Consider the following 18142-nt stretch of genomic DNA (forward strand, 5'->3'; position numbering starts at 1 on the left):
ACGGTCAGTCCGTCGGTGCGGTCGCCTGGGCGGCCGCGCGGACGGCTGCGGGGAGGGCCGAGACGATCCGGTCCACCGCGGCGTCGTCGTGCGCGGCCGAGACGAACCACGCCTCGAACGGCGACGGCGGCGCGTAGACCCCGGACTCCAGCAGCGAGTGGAAGAACGGCGCGTACCGCCACGACTCGGTGGCCAGCACAGCGTCGTAGTTCCGTGCCCCGTGCGCGGCGGCGTCGGCACCGAAGAACGTGCTGAACAGGTTCCCCGCCCACTGGATCGCGTGCGGCAGACCCTCGGAGGAGAGCGCCGCGCCCAGCTCGGTGCGCAGCTGCGCGGAGACGGCGTCGACCCGGGCGTACACGTCCAGGTCGGCCAGCCGCAGCGTCGCCAGGCCGGCCGCGGTCGCCACCGGGTTCCCGGACAGCGTGCCCGCCTGGTACACGGGGCCGACGGGGGCCAGCAGCGCCATGACGTCCCGGCGCCCACCGACCGCGGCGACCGGCAGGCCGCCGCCGATGACCTTGCCGAACGTGTGCAGGTCCGCCGACCAGCCCTCGCGCAGCCCCTCGAGGCCCCACCAGCCGGAGTACCCGACGCGGAAGCCCGTGAGGACCTCGTCCTGGATGAGCAGCGAGCCGTGCTCGAGCGTGAGACGGCGCAGCGACGCGTTGAAGCCGGGCAGCGGTGGGACGACACCCATGTTGGCGGGCGCCGCCTCGGTGATCACGGCGGCGATGCGGTCCCCGTGCGCGGCGAACACGGCCTCGATGGCCTCGACGTCGTTGTAGGGCACGACGATCGTCTCCCCGGCGACCGCGGCGGAGACGCCGGCCGAGTCGGGCAGGCCGAGGGTCGCGACGCCGGAACCGGCCGAGGCCAGGAGCGCGTCGACGTGGCCGTGGTAGCAGCCGGCGAACTTCACGATCAGGTCCCGGCCGGTGAACGCCCGGGCGAGACGCAGGGCGGTCATGGTCGCCTCGGTGCCGGTGGACACCAGGCGCACCTTCTCGGCCGGGGGGACCCGCGAGCGGATCTCGTCGACCAGGTCCACCTCGGTGACCGTGGGGGCGCCGAAGCTCAACCCGCGTCCGGCGGCCTCGCGGACCGCCTCCACGACCTCGGGGTGTGCATGGCCGAGGAGGGCCGGGCCCCAGGAGCCGACCAGGTCGACGTACTCGTTGCCGTCGACGTCCGTGACGTAGGCGCCCTGGGCGGACGCGAGGAACCGGGGGGTGCCGCCGACGTTGCCGTACGCGCGGACGGGGGAGTTGACCCCGCCGGGGATGACGGCCTTCGCGCGCGCGAACACCGTCTCGCTCGTCGTCGCGTTGGTGGTGACGCTCATCGGATCTCCTCTGCCAGCCATCCGGCCAGCTCTGTCGCAGAGTACGTAAGCACGTGATCGGCACCGGCACGACGGATGCTGAGCACGGACTCCAGGATCGCCCGTCTGCGCTCGATCCACCCTCGCGCGGCGGCGGCCTCGATCATGGCGTATTCGCCGGACACCTGGTAGGCCGCGACCGGAACTGACGACATGGCGGCCACGTCGGCCAGGATGTCGAGGTACGCCAGCGCGGGCTTGACCATGACGACGTCGGCGCCCTCCGCGATGTCGAGGGCCACCTCACGGACGGCCTCGCGACGGTTCGCCGGGTCCATCTGGTAGGTCCGGCGGTCGCCCTCGAGCTGGGACTCGACCGCGTCGCGGAACGGACCGTAGAACGCCGACGCGTACTTGGCGGCGTAGGCCAGCACGGCGACGTCGTCGCGACCCGCGGCGTCGAGGGCGTCGCGCACGTACCCGACCTGGCCGTCCATCATGCCGCTGAGCCCCACCAGGTGGGCGCCCGCCTCGGCCTGCGCGAGGGCCATCTCCGCGTACCGCACGAGGGTCGCGTCGTTGTCCACGGCCCCGCCCGGGGTCAGGACCCCGCAGTGCCCGTGGTCGGTGAACTCGTCGAGGCACAGGTCGGCCTGGACGACGAGCGCGTCACCCACCTCGGCGACCGTGTCCGCGATCGCGAGGTTGAGGATGCCGTTCGGGTCCGTGGCCTGCGACCCGATCGCGTCCCGGACGGTCGGGATCGCGAAGAGCATCACGCCGCCGAGCCCTGCACCGGCCGCCTCGGCGACCGCCTTCCGCAGCGAGTCCCGGGTGTGCTGGTGGACGCCCGGCATGGAGCTGATCTCGCGGGGCTCGGTCAGACCCTCCTTGACGAACACCGGGAGCACCAGCTGTGCCGCGTCGAGGCGTGTCTCGGCCGTCAGGCGGCGCAGCGCCGGGGTGGCGCGCAGACGCCGGGGGCGGATCCTGCGGGCGTTCGTCATCACAGCTCCTCGGGGCTGGGGATCGGGCCGGGCAGCACGGTGGTGACCGCGCGGGTCAGGGCGTCGACCATGCCGAGCATCGTCTGCTCGGTGGCGATGCCGGCCAGCGGCAGGCCCAGGCGGGCGGCCTCCGCGGCGGTCGACGGGCCGATGCCGATCATCAACGTGGTGGTGGGGGGTGGACCCAGGCGCGCGGCGAGCTCCCGGACGGTGCTCGCCGAGGTGAGCAGGGCGGCGCGGATGGTGCCGTCGGTCCAGGCCTCGCGGACGTCGTCGGGGGGCGGCGCCGCCGACACGGTGCGGTAGGCGACGACGTCGGTGACCTCCCACCCGCGCTCCCGCAGCCCGTCGGAGACCGTCGCCGCCGCCAGGTCGCCGCGCGGGAAGAGCACACGGGCGGACTCGCCGGCCTCCGGCCACGCCTCGACCAGGGCGCGGGAGGTGGACTGGCCGCGCGGCACCAGGTCCGGCTCGACGCCGGCCTCGCGCAGCGCACGCGCCGTGCCGGGCCCGATGGCGGCGACGCGCACCTGCCCGTCGGCGAGCAGCTGCGTGAGGCTGCCGGCGCTCTCCTGCGCGCGGTCCACCAGCACCGGGACCGCGGCCGCGCTGGTGAGCACGAGCCACGCGTACCACCCGGACTCCAGGGCCAGCAGGGCGTCGTCCAGCTCGGTCGGGTCCTCGGGGGGCACGGTCTCGATGAGGGGCACGACGACGGCCTCGGCACCGGCGGCGGCGAGCGCGACCTCGGCGGGGCTGCGGCCGGCGGAGGGGCGGGGGACCAGCACGCGCCAGCCGGAGAGCGGGAGGACGGGCGTGGCGGTCATCGGACGGCGCCCAGCACGGCGAGGTCGGCGGCGCCGGCGGCGAGGAGCGTCTCGGCGAGCTCCACGCCCAGGCGACGGGCGTCGTCCAGGCTGTCGGCGCCGAGCGTGGTCGCGCCGCCGCGGCGCAAGGTGGCGGTGCCGTCGGGGCGGGCGATCACGGCCTCCAGGCTCAGCGACCGGCCGTGGTCGGCCAGGTGGGCGGTGGCTCCGATGGGCGCGGCGCACCCGGCCTCGAGCCGCGCGAGCAGGGACCGCTCGGCGACCACGGCCAGGTGGGTGGGCCGGTGGTCGAGCGCCCGGAGCGCCGCGTCGAGGGATGTGCCGGGGACCAGGTCGGAGCTGCGGACCTCCACGGCCAGCGCGCCCTGTCCGGGTGCCGGTGCCATGACGTCCGGTCCGAACGCCTCGGTCATCGCATCGAGGCGGCCCAGCCGGGCCAGACCGGCGCGCGCCAGGACCACCGCGTCGAGGTCACCCGTACCGCTGCGGGCACCCGCCACGCGGCCGAGGCGGGTGTCGACGTTGCCGCGGATGTCGACCACCACGAGGTCGGGGCGGGCGGCGAGCAGCTGGGCGGCCCTGCGCGGTGACCCGGTGCCGACGGTGGCGCCCTGCGGCAGCTCGGCCAGCGTCAGGCCGTTGCGGGCGCACAGGGCGTCGCTGGGGTCCTCGCGCGCAGGGACGACCACCGACAGTCCCTCGACGTCGCCCGTGGGCAGGTCCTTGAGCGAGTGCACCGCGACGTCGCACCGACCGTCGAGGAGGGCGTCCCGCAGCGCGGTCACGAAGACTCCCGTGCCGCCCAGGCTCTGCAGCGAGCCGGTCAGCCGGTCGCCGTCCGTGCGAATGTGGACGGTCTCGAGGGTGAGGTCGCCGCGCCCCAGGGTGCTGAGGGCGTCGACCACGTGGCCGGTCTGGGTGAGCGCGAGGGCGCTCGCGCGGGTGCCGACACGCACGTGCTGGAGCATGTCGTCAGTGTCCCTCTCCGTCGCGGGGATGTCGAAGTGCGAGGAAATCACGAAATCCTGTGACGACGTCGTGACAACCTGTCAGAAAATGCCGACCGAGAATGTGACCTGCGACATTCTTCCACTGCGTGGCGACGCGTTGTCAGAAAATGATGAATTGGTGTCAGAGCACGGATCGCGCAGCGCCGCGGGCGTCGGGGATCACCGAGGCGAGCCCGTTCCCGGCCACCCACGCGCCGCACACCGCCACGCCGGGCAGCGCCTCCACCGCGGCGCGGACCTCGCCGACCACGCGGGCGTGCTCGGCGCTCGGCCGCGGGAGCGCCTGCGTCCACCGGACCACCGCGTGGCCCACCAGCTGCTCCGGGCTCAGCGGGGTGCCCAGGAGCACGGCGGCGTCGCGCAGCGCGGTGTCGACGTCAGGCTCCGCGCCCTCCTCGCCCGCCCGGCCGTAGGAGAGCCGCACGACGTGCCGGCCGGCGCCGGCGGCCTCCGCGAGCCAGGCCCACTTGGCGGTGCCGTGCGTGAGCGCCTTCGCGGAGACGTCCGTGGCCTCGCGGGCGACGAGGACCCCCGTGCCGCGCGGGGCGGCGTCGAGCGCCGGGGCGTCGAGCACGAGCGTGACCAGGGTGACCTGCGCCCCCGGGTCCGGGTGGCCCACCGGCAGGCCGAGCAGGTCCACGGCGGCCGGGGTGGCGAGCACCCACCGGTCCGTGCGCTCGTCGTCCAGGGACGTCACCGTCGCGCGGGTGCGGATCGTGCCCCCGTGCGCCTCGATGTCCGCGACGAGGGCGGCCACGAGCACGTGCAGCCCGCCGTCGATCCCCTGCACCGCCGAGCCGGCCGGGGCTGAGGCGCGCAGGCTCCGGACCGCGCGGGCGAGGGAGCCGCGCTCGCGGCGGAGGGCGTCGGGCAAGCCCTGCGAGACCGCATCGACCGCGAGATCGTCGGGATCCGCGGCGTGCACGCCACCGACCACCGGCCGGACCAGGCGGTCCAGCACCCGGGCGCCCATGCGCCGGCGGACCAGCTCCCCGAGCGTGTCCGCGCTGGACGGCGGGAGCGCGAGGTCGAGGCTCGCGCGCAGGGCGCCCCGCAGGCCGATCGTCCGGCGCACGTCGGCCGCCCAGGGGTCGGCGGGGATGCCGAGCAGGCCGGTGCGCGGGAGCGGGCCGTCCCCGTGCGGCAGGTGCACCCACGAGCCGTGGGGCTCGGGCGTCCGGACGCGGTCCGTCAGGCCGAGCTCGTCGAGGAGCGCGGCCACCACGCCGCCGCGGGTGGCGAACGACTCCGCGCCGGCGTCGAGCCGCAGCCCGGCGACCGTGTGCCCGCGGACCGCCCCGCCGGGTGCGTCGCGGCCCTCGAGCACCAGCGTCCGCAGCCCCTCGCGGGCCAGCTCCCGCGCGGCGACGAGCCCCGCGATCCCGCCGCCGACGACGACCGCGTCCCAGGTCATCAGATGTCGTGGACCAGCTGGGCGACCCGCGTCAGGACGGTCGGATCGGTCTCCGGAGGCACCCCGTGACCCAGGTTCACCACGTGCCCGGGCGCCACCGACCCGCGCGCCACGACGTCACGGACGTGCGCCTCCAGCACCGGCCAGGGAGCGGCCAGCAGCGCCGGGTCGATGTTCCCCTGCAGCGGCGTGGTGCCGCCGAGCCGCCGGTTCGCCTCGTCCAGCGGCAGGCGGTAGTCGACGCCGATGACGTCCGCCCCGACGTCCCGCATGGCGCCCAGCAGCTCGCTGGTGCCGGTGCCGAAGTGGACCTTCTTCACGCCCAGGTCCTGCACGTGGCTCAGGGCGCGGGCCGACGCGGGCGCGACGTGGGCCGTGTAGTCGGCCAGTCCGAGCGAGCCCGCCCAGGAGTCGAAGAGCTGCGTCGCGCTGGCGCCGGCCAGCACCTGCGCGCGCAGGAACGCCCCGGTCGCGTCCGCGGCCCACTCGGTGAGCGCGGTCCACGTGGCGGGGTCGGCGTGCATGAGGGTGCGGGCGGCCAGGTGGTCGCGCGACGGCCCGCCCTCGACCAGGTACGCGGCGAGAGTGAAGGGTGCGCCTGCGAAGCCGATGAGGGGCGTGGAGCCGAGGGCCGCGACCGTGAGCGCGACGCCCTCGGAGACCGGCTGCAGCGCCTGCGGGGTCAGCGGGCCGAGGTCGCGCAGGCGTGCGACGTCGTCGGCCGTCCGGACCGCGGAGCCCATCACGGGTCCGACGCCGGGCTTGATCTCCACGTCGACGCCCGCGAGCTTGAGGGGCACGACGATGTCCGAGAAGAAGATCGCCGCGTCCACGTCGTGCCGGCGTACCGGCTGCAGCGTGATCTCGCTCGCCAGCGCCGGGTCCAGGCAGGCGTCGAGCATGGCCGTGCCGACGCGCGCCTCGCGGTACTCGGGCAGGGACCGTCCGGCCTGCCGCATGAACCACACCGGCCGCCGCTCGGGCCGCTCACCGGAATAGGCGCGCACGAGCGAAGAATTCTCCGTGCGGCCGTCGACGAGGGGGTGCGAGGAAGGAAGGTTCACACGCTCGATTGTGCCGGACAATTGTCGAGATGATTAACTCGGGGACGTGGTGCTGCTGTCCCTCGCTGCCAGCCACCACGACCTCGACCTCGATGTGCTGGAACGTCTCTCGTCGGACGTGCAGGCCGTCGCGTCCGAGCTCGTGGGCTCGGTCGCGTCCGTGTCCGGTGCCGTCGTCCTGGCGACGTGCAACCGGTTCGAGCTGTACCTGGAGGTCGACGACGCCGCCGACACCCCCGCAGCTCTGGACACCGCCGCCGTCGCCGTCGCCGGCCGCTCGGGCTACACCGCCGAGCAGGTCTCCGGCCACCTCCGCGTCCGCACGGGCACCGACGCAGCCGCGCACCTGTTCTCCGTCGCCAGCGGGCTCGACTCCATGGTGGTCGGCGAGCGGGAGATCGCCGGGCAGGTCCGCCGCGCGCTGACCAGCGCCCGCCGCGACCACACCACCACCTCCGGCCTCGAGTCCCTGTTCCAGGCGGCCTCGCGCGTCTCGCGCACCGTCGAGAGTCGCACCGGACTCGGCGCCACCGGCCGCTCGGTGGTCGGCGTCGCGCTCGACATCGCCGAGCAGCACCTGCCCGACTGGTCCGCGGTGCGCTGCGTCCTCATCGGCACGGGCTCCTACGCCGGCGCCTCGCTGGCTGCCCTGAAGGCCCGCGGCGCGCGCGACATCCGGGTGTTCTCCGCCTCCGGCCGCGCCGGCACGTTCGCGGCCGCACGGGGCGTCCGGTCGCTGCCGGCGTCGGCGGACCTCGCGGCCGAGGTGTCCGACGTCGACCTCGTCGTCGCGTGCAGCGGGGCCGCGGGTGCCGTGCTCGGCGTCGACGCCCTCGCCGCCGCCCGCATCGGGACGCCGTCCTCGCTCACCGTCGTGGACCTCGCGCTCCGGCACGACGTCGACCCCGGCGTCCGCACGCTGCCCGGCGTCCGGCTCGTCTCCCTGCACACCGTCGCCGAGCACGCCCCGGCCGAGCACGCCGCCGTGCGCGCCGCCCACGAGGTCGTCGACGCCGCCGCCGAGGCGTACGAGGCCGACCGGCGGGTGCGCGACTGGAACCCGGCCGTGGTCGCGGAGCGGACCCGCGTGCTGGGTGGTCTCGAGGCCGGCCTGAGCGCGCTGCCTCCCGAGCTCCGCGACGAGCGAGCCGAGCGGGCCCTGCGCCGTCGCACCCGCTCCGCGCTGCACGCGCCCACGGTCCGCGCCCGCGAGGCCGCCCGAGCCGGCGACGCGGCGACGTACGCGGTCGCGCTGACGGAGCTGGCGTCGATCCCGGTCCCGACCGTGGCGGCCGACGCGCACTGACCTCGCGGGCTGTCGACCGCGCGGGCGTCGACCATGTCTCTGTGGCCGCTCAGCGGCCGGATACCGAGCTCAACCACATGGTCGCGGGGCCTCCGTTCCCGGTCTGAGCGGGACGGTAGGACGTAGAGCGTGCCGGGCCTGGACGGGGGGGAGGGCCAGGCCCGGCACGCGTTCCGCGAGGGTCACAGCAACGCTGGCGTGACCCTGGTTGAGGAACCCTCGGTTCCGTGCGCCTAGGAGCGCACCACCTGCTGTCGGGGGGCAGCAGGTCCGGGGGCCCAGGTGTGAGGAACCACCTGGTTGGTCTGGATGTCGGTCAGCTCGGCGGCGTAGACGATGCCCTCGTAGACACCGGCCTCGACGCGGTTGAGGTGCAGGCGCTCGGCGCGCTCGATGTCGTCGCCGAGGTGCGAGATGCGAGCCACGACGTAGCGCTGGGCGTCCTGCCACTGGTCGACGACGCGGACGCTCAGGCCGTTCCAGCGGGCCGTCAGGTCCAGCTCGAACAGCTCGGTGACGTCCTCGCGGGCCACGCGGCGGTACCAGCGGCCCGACGGCGACTGGTGGAACCCGGTCTCGGCCAGCGGGGGGTTGGCCAGGGCGAGGACCACGGTGTGACCGCCGTCGACGACGTCGGCCTCGAGGTAGGCGCCGTGCCACTTGGCGACGGGTCCGACGCAGCGGGACAAGGAGGCGAGCGAGGGGCGGGGGGCGCCCAGCTGCGTGACGGTCCAGCCGGCACCGACGTCGCCGTAGCGGGCCAGCAGCGTGGACGTGCCGTTGTCGTAGATGCGGATGAGCTCGGCGCCCGGGGGGATGCGGGAGTGGCGCAGCCACCACAGCGGCAGGATGTAGCCGGGCACGTCGCGGTACTGCAGCTGCGGCGACGACTCGAAGCGCAGCACGTCGATGGAGCGGTCGTACGGGCTGAAGGGCGTGCCCTCGTAGCCGAGTCCGTGCACCTCGAACAGCTGGGCCGGAGTCGTCGCGAAGGCGACGTCCTCAGCGCGCACCACGTACCCCGCCAGGCGATCGTGTCCCGCGGTGAGGTGCGCGCGGGTGAGCGCTGGCGTGATCGCCTTCTGCATGAGCGTCACGATGGGCTTCCTTGCCAGAAAAGGGATGAACCGGATGTTTCCGACCGGTCGGTGCACGATTGTGCAACCCAAATAGGGCACGTGTCCAGGAGAGATCACTCATTTGAGTGAAGATGCAGGTCAGAAGCCCTGAGAGCGGTTCCGTCGAACCGTTTCGTCTTCCGCCGGAGGGCAGGCAGAAGTGACAAAGCGGGCGGCGTCCGTTCACCCGAACGGCCTAGTTGCTCTGGCGGTGACTCAGGAGTCGAGGTATATGACCAGATCTCCCGCGAGCCCTGTGTAGGACGCCGGCGTGAGGGCGGCGAGGCGCGCGGCGACGTCGTCGGGAAGCCCGAGCCCGCCGATGAACTCGCGCATGTCGTCGGCGGTCAGGCGCCGGCCGCGGGTGAGCTCCTTGAGCCGCTCGTACGGGTTCTCCATCCCGGTCACGCCGGCCACGGACGCGGCGCGCATGGCCGACTGGACCGGCTCGCCCAGCGTCTCCCAGTTCTCGTCGAGCTCGCGCGCCAGCAGGGCGGTGTCGACCGACAGCGCGCGCAGGCCGCGGGCCACGTTGTCGATGGCCAGCAGCGAGTGCCCGAACGCGGGTCCGATGTTCCGCTGCGTGGTGGAGTCGGTGAGGTCGCGCTGCAGCCGGCTGGTCACCAGCGTGCTGGCCAGGGTGTCCAGCAGGGCCGACGAGAGCTCGAGGTTGGCCTCGGCGTTCTCGAACCGGATGGGGTTCACCTTGTGCGGCATGGTCGAGCTGCCGGTGGCGCCCGCGACGGGGATCTGGATGAAGACGCCGCGCGAGATGTAGGTCCACACGTCGGTGGCCAGGTTGTGCAGCACGCGGTTGAACCGGGCGACGTCGGCGTACAGCTCGGCCTGCCAGTCGTGCGACTCGATCTGCGTGGTCAGCGGGTTCCAGGTCAGGCCCAGGTGCTCGACGAACGCCTTGCTGACCGCGGGCCAGTCCGCACCCGGGACCGCGACGACGTGCGCGCCGTACGTGCCGGTCGCGCCGTTGAGCTTGCCCAGGTACTCGTCGGACGCGATCCGCCGCAGCTGCCGCCGCAGCCGGTGCGCGAGGACCGCGAGCTCCTTGCCGAGCGTCGTCGGCGTCGCCGGCTGCCCGTGCGTCAGGGCGAGCATCGGCTGGTCCTTGAGCTCGTGCGCGAGCTCCGCGACCTGGTCGACGAGGTGCGTCGCCGCCGGCGCCCAGACCTCCCGCACCGCTCCACGGACCATCAGCGCGTACGACAGGTTGTTGATGTCCTCGCTCGTGCACGCGAAGTGCACCAGCTCGCCGACGTCCCGCAGTGCCGACCCCTCGGGCGCCGCGGCGAGCCGGCTCTTGAGGAAGTACTCGACGGCCTTGACGTCGTGCACGGTGATCTTCTCGATGGCGGCCAGCTCGGCGACCTCGTCGGGCCCGAACGTGTCGACGACGTCCCGCAGGTACTGCTCGTCCTCTGCGGTGAGCGTCGGGGCGCCCGGCACGACCTGGTTCTGCGCCAGGTGGATCAGCCACTCGACCTCGACGTGCACCCGCTCGCGGTTGAGCGCCGCCTCGCTCAGGTGGTCGACCAGCGGAGCGACCGCGGCACGGTAGCGGCCGTCGAGGGGGCCGAGCGCGATGGGGGGCGTGACGTCCGCGAGCCGGACACGAGAAGGCATGGCGCCAGTGTCCCAGAGTGGTCCTGTGAGGTGCGGCGTTGTCCGCGTCCGCGGTCAGTAGCCTGAGCGCACCGGCGCAGCGCGTCGGTCCCCGACGACGAGGAGCCCCGTGGCGCCCCCAGCACGCAGGCCCGGCGCGGTCCTGCTGGTCGGTGCGTTCGTGGTGGTGGCCGTCGTCGGCGCGGCTCTGGCGGGACCGTTCCGGCTCGGCCAGCGCAACGAGGGCGGTGCGCCGTTCACGCTCCCCCCGCCGGCGCTCGCGACCAGCACCTCCACCCCGATCCCCGTCGAGACCCCCCTCGACGGCGAGCAGATGTCGATGGAGGCCCAGCGCTGGATCTACCTGCTGGTCATCGCGGTCATCGGCGCGCTGCTGGTCATCGCGGTCGCACTGCTGGTCCGACGGGTCCGGGCGATGCGCGAGCGACGCGCACCGCACGAGGTCGACTCGGCGGTGCCGGACATCGAGCTGGGCGGCGACGTCTTGGACAGCGCGACGCCGGCGCTGCGCGAGGGGGTCCGGCGTGCTGCGCAGGTGCTCGAGGACGAGGTGCCGCCGGGGGACGCGGTGATCGCGGCGTGGGTCGCGCTGGAGGCCTCGGCGGAGCGCAGCGGGCTGGTGCGGGACCGCGCGGAGACGGCGACGGAGTTCACCGTCGAGGTGCTCGACGCCACGCGGGCGGACCCGGACGCGACGCGCGCCCTCTTGCAGCTCTACCTGGCGGCGCGATACTCCGAGCACGTGCTGACCCCCGGGGATGTCGCGCGGGCCAGAGAGAGCCTGGCCGCGATCGCCGACGACCTCGGGCGACGGGCGGAGGAGGACTCATGAGGTGGTGGGACTGGCGCCCGCTCGCCGGGTTCGGCGCCGGCTTCGTCGCGGCCTGGGCGGCGGGACTGACCGTGCAGACGTCCGCGCTGCTCGGGTTGATGATCGCCGCCGGGGTCCTGCTGCTCACACGCCTCGACGGCACGCCCGACCCCGGGTGGGCCCGTGACCGGCTGGACCGTCGGCACGGCGCGCGCGGCGAGGTGCAGGACCTGGCGTGGGCGATGGTCGGGCGGGACGGCCGGATCGGCGAGCGCGTCCTGCGGCGGCTGCGCGAGGTGGCGCGGAGCCGGCTCGCCCGGCACGGGCTGACGATCGACGACCCCGAGACCGAGACCCTGCTGGGCACCCGTGCCGTCCGCACCCTGACCCGCACCAGGGCACCGTTGCCCACCGTCGCCGACGTGGTGCACACCCTCGACGTGCTCGACCGCCTCGGACCGAGGCGTGCCACCCCGAACGACGATGGAGCCCCCGCCGATGACTGAGCAGCCCACGCCACTGACCGTCGCGCAGGTCGCGGACCGCGGGAGCGCGGTGCTCGACGAGGTCGCGACGCTCGTCGTCGGCATGCGCGACCCCCTGAGGGTCGCGCTCGCGGCCATCCTCGGCGGCGGCCACGTCCTGTTCGAGGACGTGCCGGGGCTCGGCAAGACGCTGGCGGCCCGGAGCCTGGCCACCGCGCTCGGGCTCGCGTTCCGGCGGGTGCAGTGCACGCCCGACCTGCTGCCGTCGGACATCACGGGGTCCAGCGTCTTCGACCCGGCGACGGCGTCGTTCCTGTTCCGTCCCGGGCCGGTCTTCGCGGGGCTCCTGCTGGCCGACGAGATCAACCGGACCGCCCCGAAGACGCAGTCGGCGCTGCTGGAGGCCATGGCCGAGCGCCAGGTGACGGTCGACGGGGAGACGTACTCGTTGCCCGACCCGTTCCACGTGGTCGCCACGTCCAACCCGGTCGAGTACGAGGGGACGTACCCGCTGCCGGAGGCGCAGCTCGACCGGTTCATGGTCCGCGTGGCGGTCGGCTACCCGGAGCGGGACGCCGAGGTCGACGTGCTCTCGCGACGGCTCGCGCGGCGGCAGGAGATGGGGTCGGTGCGCACCGTCGTCGACGCCGCCACCCTGCGCGCGATGCAGGCGGGGGTCGAGCAGGTCACGGTCGACGGCGACATCCTGCGGTACTGCGTCGACCTGGCCGCGGCCACCCGCGAGCATGACGCCGTCGAGGTGGGCGCCTCGCCCCGCGGCTCGCAGGCGCTCGTGCTCGTCGCGCGCTCGCTCGCTGTGCTGTCCGGTCGGGACTTCGTCACGCCCGAGGACGTCAAGGCGGTCGCCGTCCCCGCGCTCGCGCACCGGCTCTCCCTGACCCCGCAGGCGTGGGCCACCGGCACGGCACCGCAGAAGGTCGTGGCGGACGTGCTGGCGCGGGTGGCGGGGCCGACGACGGCGAGACGCGGATGATCTGGGAGCGCTCGCGGGCGACGGCCGCCGGGGTCGTCGTCGGCCTCGTGCTGGTCGCCGTCGGGGCGCTGCTCGGCCGTCCGGACGTCGCGGTGCTCGGCGCCGCGCCGCTGGTTGCGGGGGTGTGGGACTGGCGTCGCCGACCCTCGACGGACCCGACCGTGCGGCTGGAGGCGTCCGACGAGCCGCCCGCCGCCGGGAGCCTGCGCGCCGACATCGTGACCGTCGCGCCCACCGACGTGCTCCTCGGGGTGCGGCGCGGGGTGCGCGTCCTCGCCGAGGCCTGGGTGCGGGTCGACCGCACGCGGCGGCTCCCGCTCGTCGTGCACACGGTCCGCACCGGCCCGCAGGAGGTCGCGTTCGTCGACGTGCAGGGCGTCGGACCCGGCGCCGCGAGCGTGTCCGAACCCAGCCCGCCCGCGTCCCGGTCCGCCCTGGTCCTGCCTGCTCCGCGACCGCTCGGCGACCTGCCGCTGCCGCCCCGGCTGCGCGGGCTCACCGGCGCGCACGAGTCACGACGGCCCGGCGAGGGCGGCGGGCTGCGCGACGTGCACCCGTTCTCGCCCGGCGACCGGCTGCGGCGGATCGACTGGCGCGTCACGGCCCGCCGTGCGCCAGACCTGCACGAGCTCTACGTCCGGCGGGAGCACGCGCTCGCGGAGGCGGTCGTCGTGCTGGTCGTGGACTCGCGCGACGACGTCGGCCCCGACCCGATGACCTGGCGCGGCTCGACCCCGGCGAAGGCCGAGGACCCGACGTCCCTGGACCTGGCCAGGCAGGCCGCGGCGTCGGCCGCACAGGGCTTCCTCGACCTCGGCGACCGCGTCGGGCTCGATGACCTCGGTGCGCTGCGCCGCCCGCTGCCACCCGGCGGCGGGCGCCGGCAGCTGGACCGCATCCGGCACGCGCTGGCCCTGACCCGGCCGGAGGGCGACCCGCTGCGCCGGCTGCGCGCCCCGCAGATCCCGTCGGGCGCGCTGGTCCTGCTCTTCTCCACGTTCCTCGACGACGAGGCGGCGCTGGTCGCCTCCGTCTGGCGGCGTGCCGGGCACCGCGTGATCGCCGTCGACGTGCTGCCCACGCTGCGCGAGCGGCAGCTCGGCGACCGCGAGCGGCTCGCGATGCGACTGATCCGGATGGCGCGCGAGGACCGGCTGGCCGAGCTGGTGGACCTCGACGTCGAGCTGGTCACCTGGCGCGACCAGCCGCACATCGCGCTCGCGTCCCTGGCGCGCCGGGCGCAGCGGCGGGCGGGGGCGTCCCGATGAGCGAGGTGACGATGGAGCTGGTCCGGCCGGTGCCCGCCTGGGCGCTGCGTGCGTCCTTGGCGCTCCTGTCCGCGGCGACGCTGGCGGTGGCGTTCGCCGGTACCGGCCCCCGGCCACCCGCGGTGCTCGTCGTCGGGTTCGCCGCGCTCGTCGGCGCCGCGGTGCTCGTCCCGGGACTCGGCCTGGCGGCGCTCGTGGTGCTCGTCGCCGGGACACGGCTGCTCGTCAGCGACCCGCCCGCGCTCGGCACCCTGATGGTCCTCGTCCTGCTCGTGCACCTGACCCTGTGGGCGGGGGCGGTCTGCGCGCGGACGTCGTGGCGGACCCTCGTCGAGGTCGCCGTCCTGCTGCGTGGGCTGCGCGAGGTCGCGATCGTGCAGGTGGGCGCGCAGCTGCTGGCCGTGCTCGCGATGCTGCTGGTCGGGACGACGGAGGGTGACCTGTGGCGCGCGGCGGGGCTGCTCGCGGCGATCATCCTCGCGGCGGCGATGCTGCCGCGCCCGACTGCCTGATCCGCCCACAGCCCCACCCCGTCCCCAGGCCGCCCCGACGCGCCGACCTGCTCCGTAGCGTCTCCGGCATGCAGATCGAGCACGGCCTTCCCCTGGTGATCCAGGCGCTGGACGACGTGGAGAGCGCGACCCGGGCGCTGCGCGGGGCCGCGCACGTGCAGTGGACGTCCGGCGCCGCCGACCGGTTCCGTGCGGCGCTCGACGAGGCGGTGGGGTGCGTCCGGCAGGTGCAGGTCGCGGTCGAGCGGACCGTGCAGCCGGTCGCGGCGGCGGACCTGGACGCACGGGGAGGCGTGTGAGCAGCGCGACGGACTGGTTCCGCGGGTACCGCGTCGCGGGCGGTCCCGGGCCGACGGTGGCCGACCTGGAGGAGCTGGCCTTCGCGTGCCGGCTGCTGGACGGTGCCGCGGACCGGCTGGATGCCGCGTCGTGGACGCTGCTGCGGGCGTCGCAGAGGTGCGACGGGCTCAGCCGGGCGGCCGTCGAGGCGCGGCACGCGCTGGCCCGCGCACGGGAGGGTGCGGGGGCGCCGTGGCGCGTCGCCGACCGGCTGCGGGAGCTCGCGGCCGCGCTGCGGCGGGTGGTGGAGCTGTACACGGAGGCCGAGTCGGTGGCGCACCAGGCGTTGCGCGTCGGTGTCGTCGGCACGGCGGGGGAGCTCGGGGAGCGGCCGGTCGTCGCGGGCCTCCTCGGCGCCGCCGGCGTGGTGCTCGGGGCGGTCGCGGTCGGCAGCGTGGTCGCGGGCAGCATCGGCCGCTCGCTGCTGCTGCACCGGCCCGACCCGCTGCTCCCCGTGATGGTCCGGCGCGCGGGGGAGCTGCCCGGCCGGCTCACCGCCGACGGTCGGGCGGAGCTGGGCATCCTCGCGGTCGGAGCGTTCCTCCGGTCGGCGGCGCCGGGACGGCAGGTCCCCACGCTCCGGCCTGTCCAGGGCGCCGCCGGTCTCCTGTTCGGCCCGCTCCCGGCAGCCGGTCCCACGGCCCTGCTGGTCCGGGCGCACCCGCCACAGCTCCCGGTGCCCCGGACGACGGCCGGGGTGCTGGCCAACGTCGGCCGCAGCTACCAGGACGGCACGGCGACCGGGATCCCCGGCACGCCCACCGGCGTCATCTCGGTGCAGCAGCTCACGCACCCCGACGGGACGCGGGCCTGGGTCATCGAGATCCCGGGCACGGAGAGCTGGGTGCCGAACGACACGACGCCCATGGACCTGACCACCAACGGCCGACTGCTGGCGGGGCTGGCGGACGACATGACGGACGCGGTGCTGGACTCGATGCGGCTGGCGGGGATCGGGGCCGACGAGCCCGTGATGCTCGCGGGGCACAGCCAGGGCGGGATGGTCGCGGTCTCGGTCGCCGCGGCCGTCGGGAGCACGTACACCGTGCGCGCCATCGCCACGGCGGGTAGCCCGGACCTGACGCGGTCGGCACCCGCTGGGGTCGAGGTGCGGCACTACCGGCACCAGGCCGACGCGGTCCCCCAGCTGGACGGGACGCCGGACGTGACGGACGGCCGGGTGACGGTGGTGACGCGAGACCTGGACTCGACGGGTGGGCCGCCGGTGCCGGGGCCGGTGGAGGCGCACGCGATCGCCCGCTATGTCGAGACGGCGGACGTCGCCGACCGCGAGCTGGCGGGCAGCCCGGGCATGCGGGCGTTCGACGCCGCCGTCGCGGACGTGCTCGGCCCGCCGGGGACCACCGGCGTGACCCGGCAGTTCCAGGCGACGCGGGACCCGGTCCTGGTCTCCGCGCAGCCGCCGAGGGTGATGCCTAGTAGGTGACCTCGGTCGACGACGAGCTCCGCGTGCGGTCGCCGGGGACCAGGACCGAGAGGACCAGGCTGACGATCGAGACGATGATCGCGCCCCAGCAGGCGGTGCCGAAGTTGTCGATCCGCAGACCCCAGCTGGTGGCCTCGGTGATCCAGGCGGTGAGCATGAGCATGAGGGCGTTCACGATGATCGTGAACAGGCCGAGCGTGAGGATGTACAGCGGGATCGAGATGAACGCGACGATCGGCTTGACGATCGCGTTGACCAGACCGAAGACCAGCGCGATGAGCAGGATGATCGCGAGGGTCTCCCAGTTGCTGTCGCCGCCGACGATGTGGAGTCCCGGCAGGATCAGCGTCGCGAACCAGAGGGCGACGGCGTTGATGAGGACGCGGACGAGGAAGGCCATGCGGTCGATCCTGCCACCGGGGATGCCGCCGTTGTCGAGGGATCGCGGTGCGGGGTCCCAGGTGGCGCGGTGGCATGCTGAGGCCCGTGACCCGCGTCCCCCTCCGCCAGGCACTGTCCGACCTGCCGCCGTACGTCCCGGGGGCTCGTGTCCCCGTCGGCGCGGCCGCGTACAAGCTGTCGTCCAACGAGAACCCGTACCCGCCGCTGCCGTCGGTCATCCTGGCCATCTCCGACGCGGCCGAGGACGTCAACCGGTACCCGGACATGTACGCCACGGAGCTGACCGAGGCCATCGCGGCGTCGCTGGGGGTGTCCCCCGAGAACATCGTCGCCGGCTGCGGCTCGGTCGCGGTGCTGGGCCACGTGCTCACGGCGGTGTGCGAGCCGGGCGACGAGGTCGTCGTCCCGTGGCGGTCGTTCGAGGCCTACCCGATCGCCGTGACCCTCGCGGGCGGTGTAGGCGTGCACGTGCCCGTGGGCGACGACGGGCGGCTGGACCTGGAGGCGATGGCGGCGGCGATCACCCCGCGCACCAAGGTCGTGCTGGTCTGCACCCCGAACAACCCCACCGGCCCCGCGGTGCACGCCGACGAGCTGGCCACGTTCCTGGCGGCGGTCCGCAAGGACGTCCTCGTGGTGCTCGACGAGGCCTACGTCGAGTTCGTCCGGGACGAGGCCGCTCCGGACGGGCTGGCCGTGTTCGCCGGCCACCCGAACGTCGTGCTGCTCCGCACGTTCTCCAAGGCGTTCGGGCTGGCCGGTCTGCGGGTGGGGTACGCGGTCGCGCGCCCGCGGCTGGCGGCGGGCATCCGCGCCGCGTCGACGCCGTTCGGGGTCTCCCACGTCGGCCAGCTGGCTGCGCTGGCGTCGTTGCGCGCGACGGCCGAGCTGATGACCAGGGTGGACGCGATCGTCGTCGAACGCGCGCGCCTGCTCGCCGGGCTCCGGAAGCAGGGCTGGACGGTGCCGGACAGCCAGGCGAACTTCGTGTGGCTGCCGCTCGGCGACCAGGCCTCGGCGTTCGCGGAGCGGTCCGGCCGCGCCGGTGTGCTCGTCCGGCCGTTCCAGGGCGACGGCGTCCGGGTGAGTGTGGGGGAGCCCGAGGCCACCGACCTGCTGCTCGAGATCGCCGCGGAGTGGCTGGCTCGCTGACCGTGCCGGGGGAGGTGTAGACAG

The 18142-nt window shown here is 74.8% G+C and carries 18 protein-coding genes; 9 read left to right on the plus strand and 9 right to left on the minus strand.

Annotated elements, in window-relative coordinates:
- Positions 1 to 4: 4 nt before the first annotated feature.
- The 6 genes from hemL to hemE form a co-directional block, all read right to left on the minus strand.
- Complete coding sequence (hemL, locus tag ASD18_RS03645; RefSeq protein WP_056086777.1) at positions 5 to 1345, minus strand: glutamate-1-semialdehyde 2,1-aminomutase; 1341 nt, start codon at positions 1343 to 1345, stop codon at positions 5 to 7.
- Positions 1342 to 2331 carry a porphobilinogen synthase gene (gene hemB / locus ASD18_RS03650; RefSeq protein ID WP_056086779.1) on the minus strand — a complete coding sequence of 330 codons (990 nt, stop codon included), beginning with the start codon at positions 2329 to 2331 and terminating at the stop codon, positions 1342 to 1344. The genes hemL and hemB overlap by 4 nt, the downstream gene beginning before the upstream one ends.
- Positions 2331 to 3158 carry a uroporphyrinogen-III synthase gene (locus ASD18_RS03655; RefSeq protein WP_056086784.1) on the minus strand — a complete coding sequence of 276 codons (828 nt, stop codon included), beginning with the start codon at positions 3156 to 3158 and terminating at the stop codon, positions 2331 to 2333. The genes hemB and ASD18_RS03655 overlap by 1 nt, the downstream gene beginning before the upstream one ends.
- Complete coding sequence (hemC, locus tag ASD18_RS03660; RefSeq protein ID WP_056086787.1) at positions 3155 to 4126, minus strand: hydroxymethylbilane synthase; 972 nt, start codon at positions 4124 to 4126, stop codon at positions 3155 to 3157. Before hemC ends, ASD18_RS03655 begins: the two co-directional genes overlap by 4 nt.
- Before the next feature lie 163 nt (positions 4127 to 4289).
- The gene (locus ASD18_RS03665; RefSeq protein WP_056086790.1) at positions 4290 to 5582 is read right to left on the minus strand and encodes an NAD(P)/FAD-dependent oxidoreductase; all 1293 of its coding nucleotides are present in this window, start codon (positions 5580 to 5582) and stop codon (positions 4290 to 4292) included.
- Complete coding sequence (hemE, locus tag ASD18_RS03670; RefSeq protein WP_056086793.1) at positions 5582 to 6646, minus strand: uroporphyrinogen decarboxylase; 1065 nt, start codon at positions 6644 to 6646, stop codon at positions 5582 to 5584. The genes ASD18_RS03665 and hemE overlap by 1 nt, the downstream gene beginning before the upstream one ends.
- A 46-nt stretch (positions 6647 to 6692) precedes the next feature.
- Here hemE and ASD18_RS03675 point away from each other — a divergent pair, with 46 nt between their 5' ends.
- A complete protein-coding gene (locus ASD18_RS03675; RefSeq protein ID WP_056086797.1) occupies positions 6693 to 7952 on the plus strand; it encodes a glutamyl-tRNA reductase in 1260 nt (419 codons plus the stop codon).
- Between the two features lie 233 nt (positions 7953 to 8185).
- Here ASD18_RS03675 and ASD18_RS03680 read toward each other — a convergent pair whose 3' ends face one another.
- Both ASD18_RS03680 and purB read right to left on the minus strand, forming a co-directional pair.
- Entirely contained in the window at positions 8186 to 9040 is an 855-nt protein-coding gene (locus ASD18_RS03680) for a hypothetical protein (RefSeq protein WP_235522361.1), read from the minus strand.
- Between the two features lie 246 nt (positions 9041 to 9286).
- On the minus strand, positions 9287 to 10708 hold the full coding sequence (purB, locus tag ASD18_RS03685) for an adenylosuccinate lyase (protein WP_056086805.1): 1422 nt from the start codon (positions 10706 to 10708) through the stop codon (positions 9287 to 9289).
- A 109-nt stretch (positions 10709 to 10817) separates the two neighbouring features.
- On the opposite strand from purB, the gene ASD18_RS03690 reads away from it, so the two are divergent.
- The 7 genes from ASD18_RS03690 to ASD18_RS03720 all read left to right on the plus strand — a co-directional run bounded on the left by ASD18_RS03690 (position 10818) and on the right by ASD18_RS03720 (position 16564).
- Positions 10818 to 11540: a DUF4129 domain-containing protein gene (locus ASD18_RS03690; RefSeq protein ID WP_056086809.1), complete on the plus strand. Its 723-nt coding sequence runs from the start codon at positions 10818 to 10820 to the stop codon at positions 11538 to 11540.
- Positions 11537 to 12025: a hypothetical protein gene (locus ASD18_RS03695; protein WP_056086812.1), complete on the plus strand. Its 489-nt coding sequence runs from the start codon at positions 11537 to 11539 to the stop codon at positions 12023 to 12025. The genes ASD18_RS03690 and ASD18_RS03695 overlap by 4 nt, the downstream gene beginning before the upstream one ends.
- Positions 12018 to 12998: a MoxR family ATPase gene (locus ASD18_RS03700; protein ID WP_056086814.1), complete on the plus strand. Its 981-nt coding sequence runs from the start codon at positions 12018 to 12020 to the stop codon at positions 12996 to 12998. Before ASD18_RS03695 ends, ASD18_RS03700 begins: the two co-directional genes overlap by 8 nt.
- Positions 12995 to 14266: a DUF58 domain-containing protein gene (locus tag ASD18_RS03705; RefSeq protein WP_056086817.1), complete on the plus strand. Its 1272-nt coding sequence runs from the start codon at positions 12995 to 12997 to the stop codon at positions 14264 to 14266. The genes ASD18_RS03700 and ASD18_RS03705 overlap by 4 nt, the downstream gene beginning before the upstream one ends.
- Positions 14263 to 14778, plus strand: a complete 516-nt coding sequence (locus tag ASD18_RS03710) for a hypothetical protein (RefSeq protein ID WP_156387874.1) — start codon at positions 14263 to 14265, stop codon at positions 14776 to 14778. The genes ASD18_RS03705 and ASD18_RS03710 overlap by 4 nt, the downstream gene beginning before the upstream one ends.
- A gap of 68 nt (positions 14779 to 14846) precedes the next feature.
- Positions 14847 to 15077, plus strand: coding sequence for a hypothetical protein (locus ASD18_RS03715; RefSeq protein WP_056086822.1), 231 nt, complete (start codon positions 14847 to 14849; stop codon positions 15075 to 15077).
- Entirely contained in the window at positions 15074 to 16564 is a 1491-nt protein-coding gene (locus ASD18_RS03720; protein ID WP_056086825.1) for a hypothetical protein, read from the plus strand. The genes ASD18_RS03715 and ASD18_RS03720 overlap by 4 nt, the downstream gene beginning before the upstream one ends.
- Here ASD18_RS03720 and ASD18_RS03725 read toward each other — a convergent pair.
- On the minus strand, positions 16554 to 16964 hold the full coding sequence (locus ASD18_RS03725) for a phage holin family protein (protein WP_056086828.1): 411 nt from the start codon (positions 16962 to 16964) through the stop codon (positions 16554 to 16556). The two genes, ASD18_RS03720 and ASD18_RS03725, sit on opposite strands and share 11 nt — an antisense overlap.
- 86 nt (positions 16965 to 17050) lie before the next feature.
- Here ASD18_RS03725 and hisC point away from each other — a divergent pair, with 86 nt between their 5' ends.
- Positions 17051 to 18118 carry a histidinol-phosphate transaminase gene (gene hisC, locus ASD18_RS03730; RefSeq protein ID WP_156387875.1) on the plus strand — a complete coding sequence of 356 codons (1068 nt, stop codon included), beginning with the start codon at positions 17051 to 17053 and terminating at the stop codon, positions 18116 to 18118.
- Positions 18119 to 18142 lie beyond the last annotated feature (24 nt).

It is taken from the genome of Cellulomonas sp. Root137 (assembly GCF_001426725.1).
Classification (GTDB): Bacteria; Actinomycetota; Actinomycetes; order Actinomycetales; family Cellulomonadaceae; genus Cellulomonas.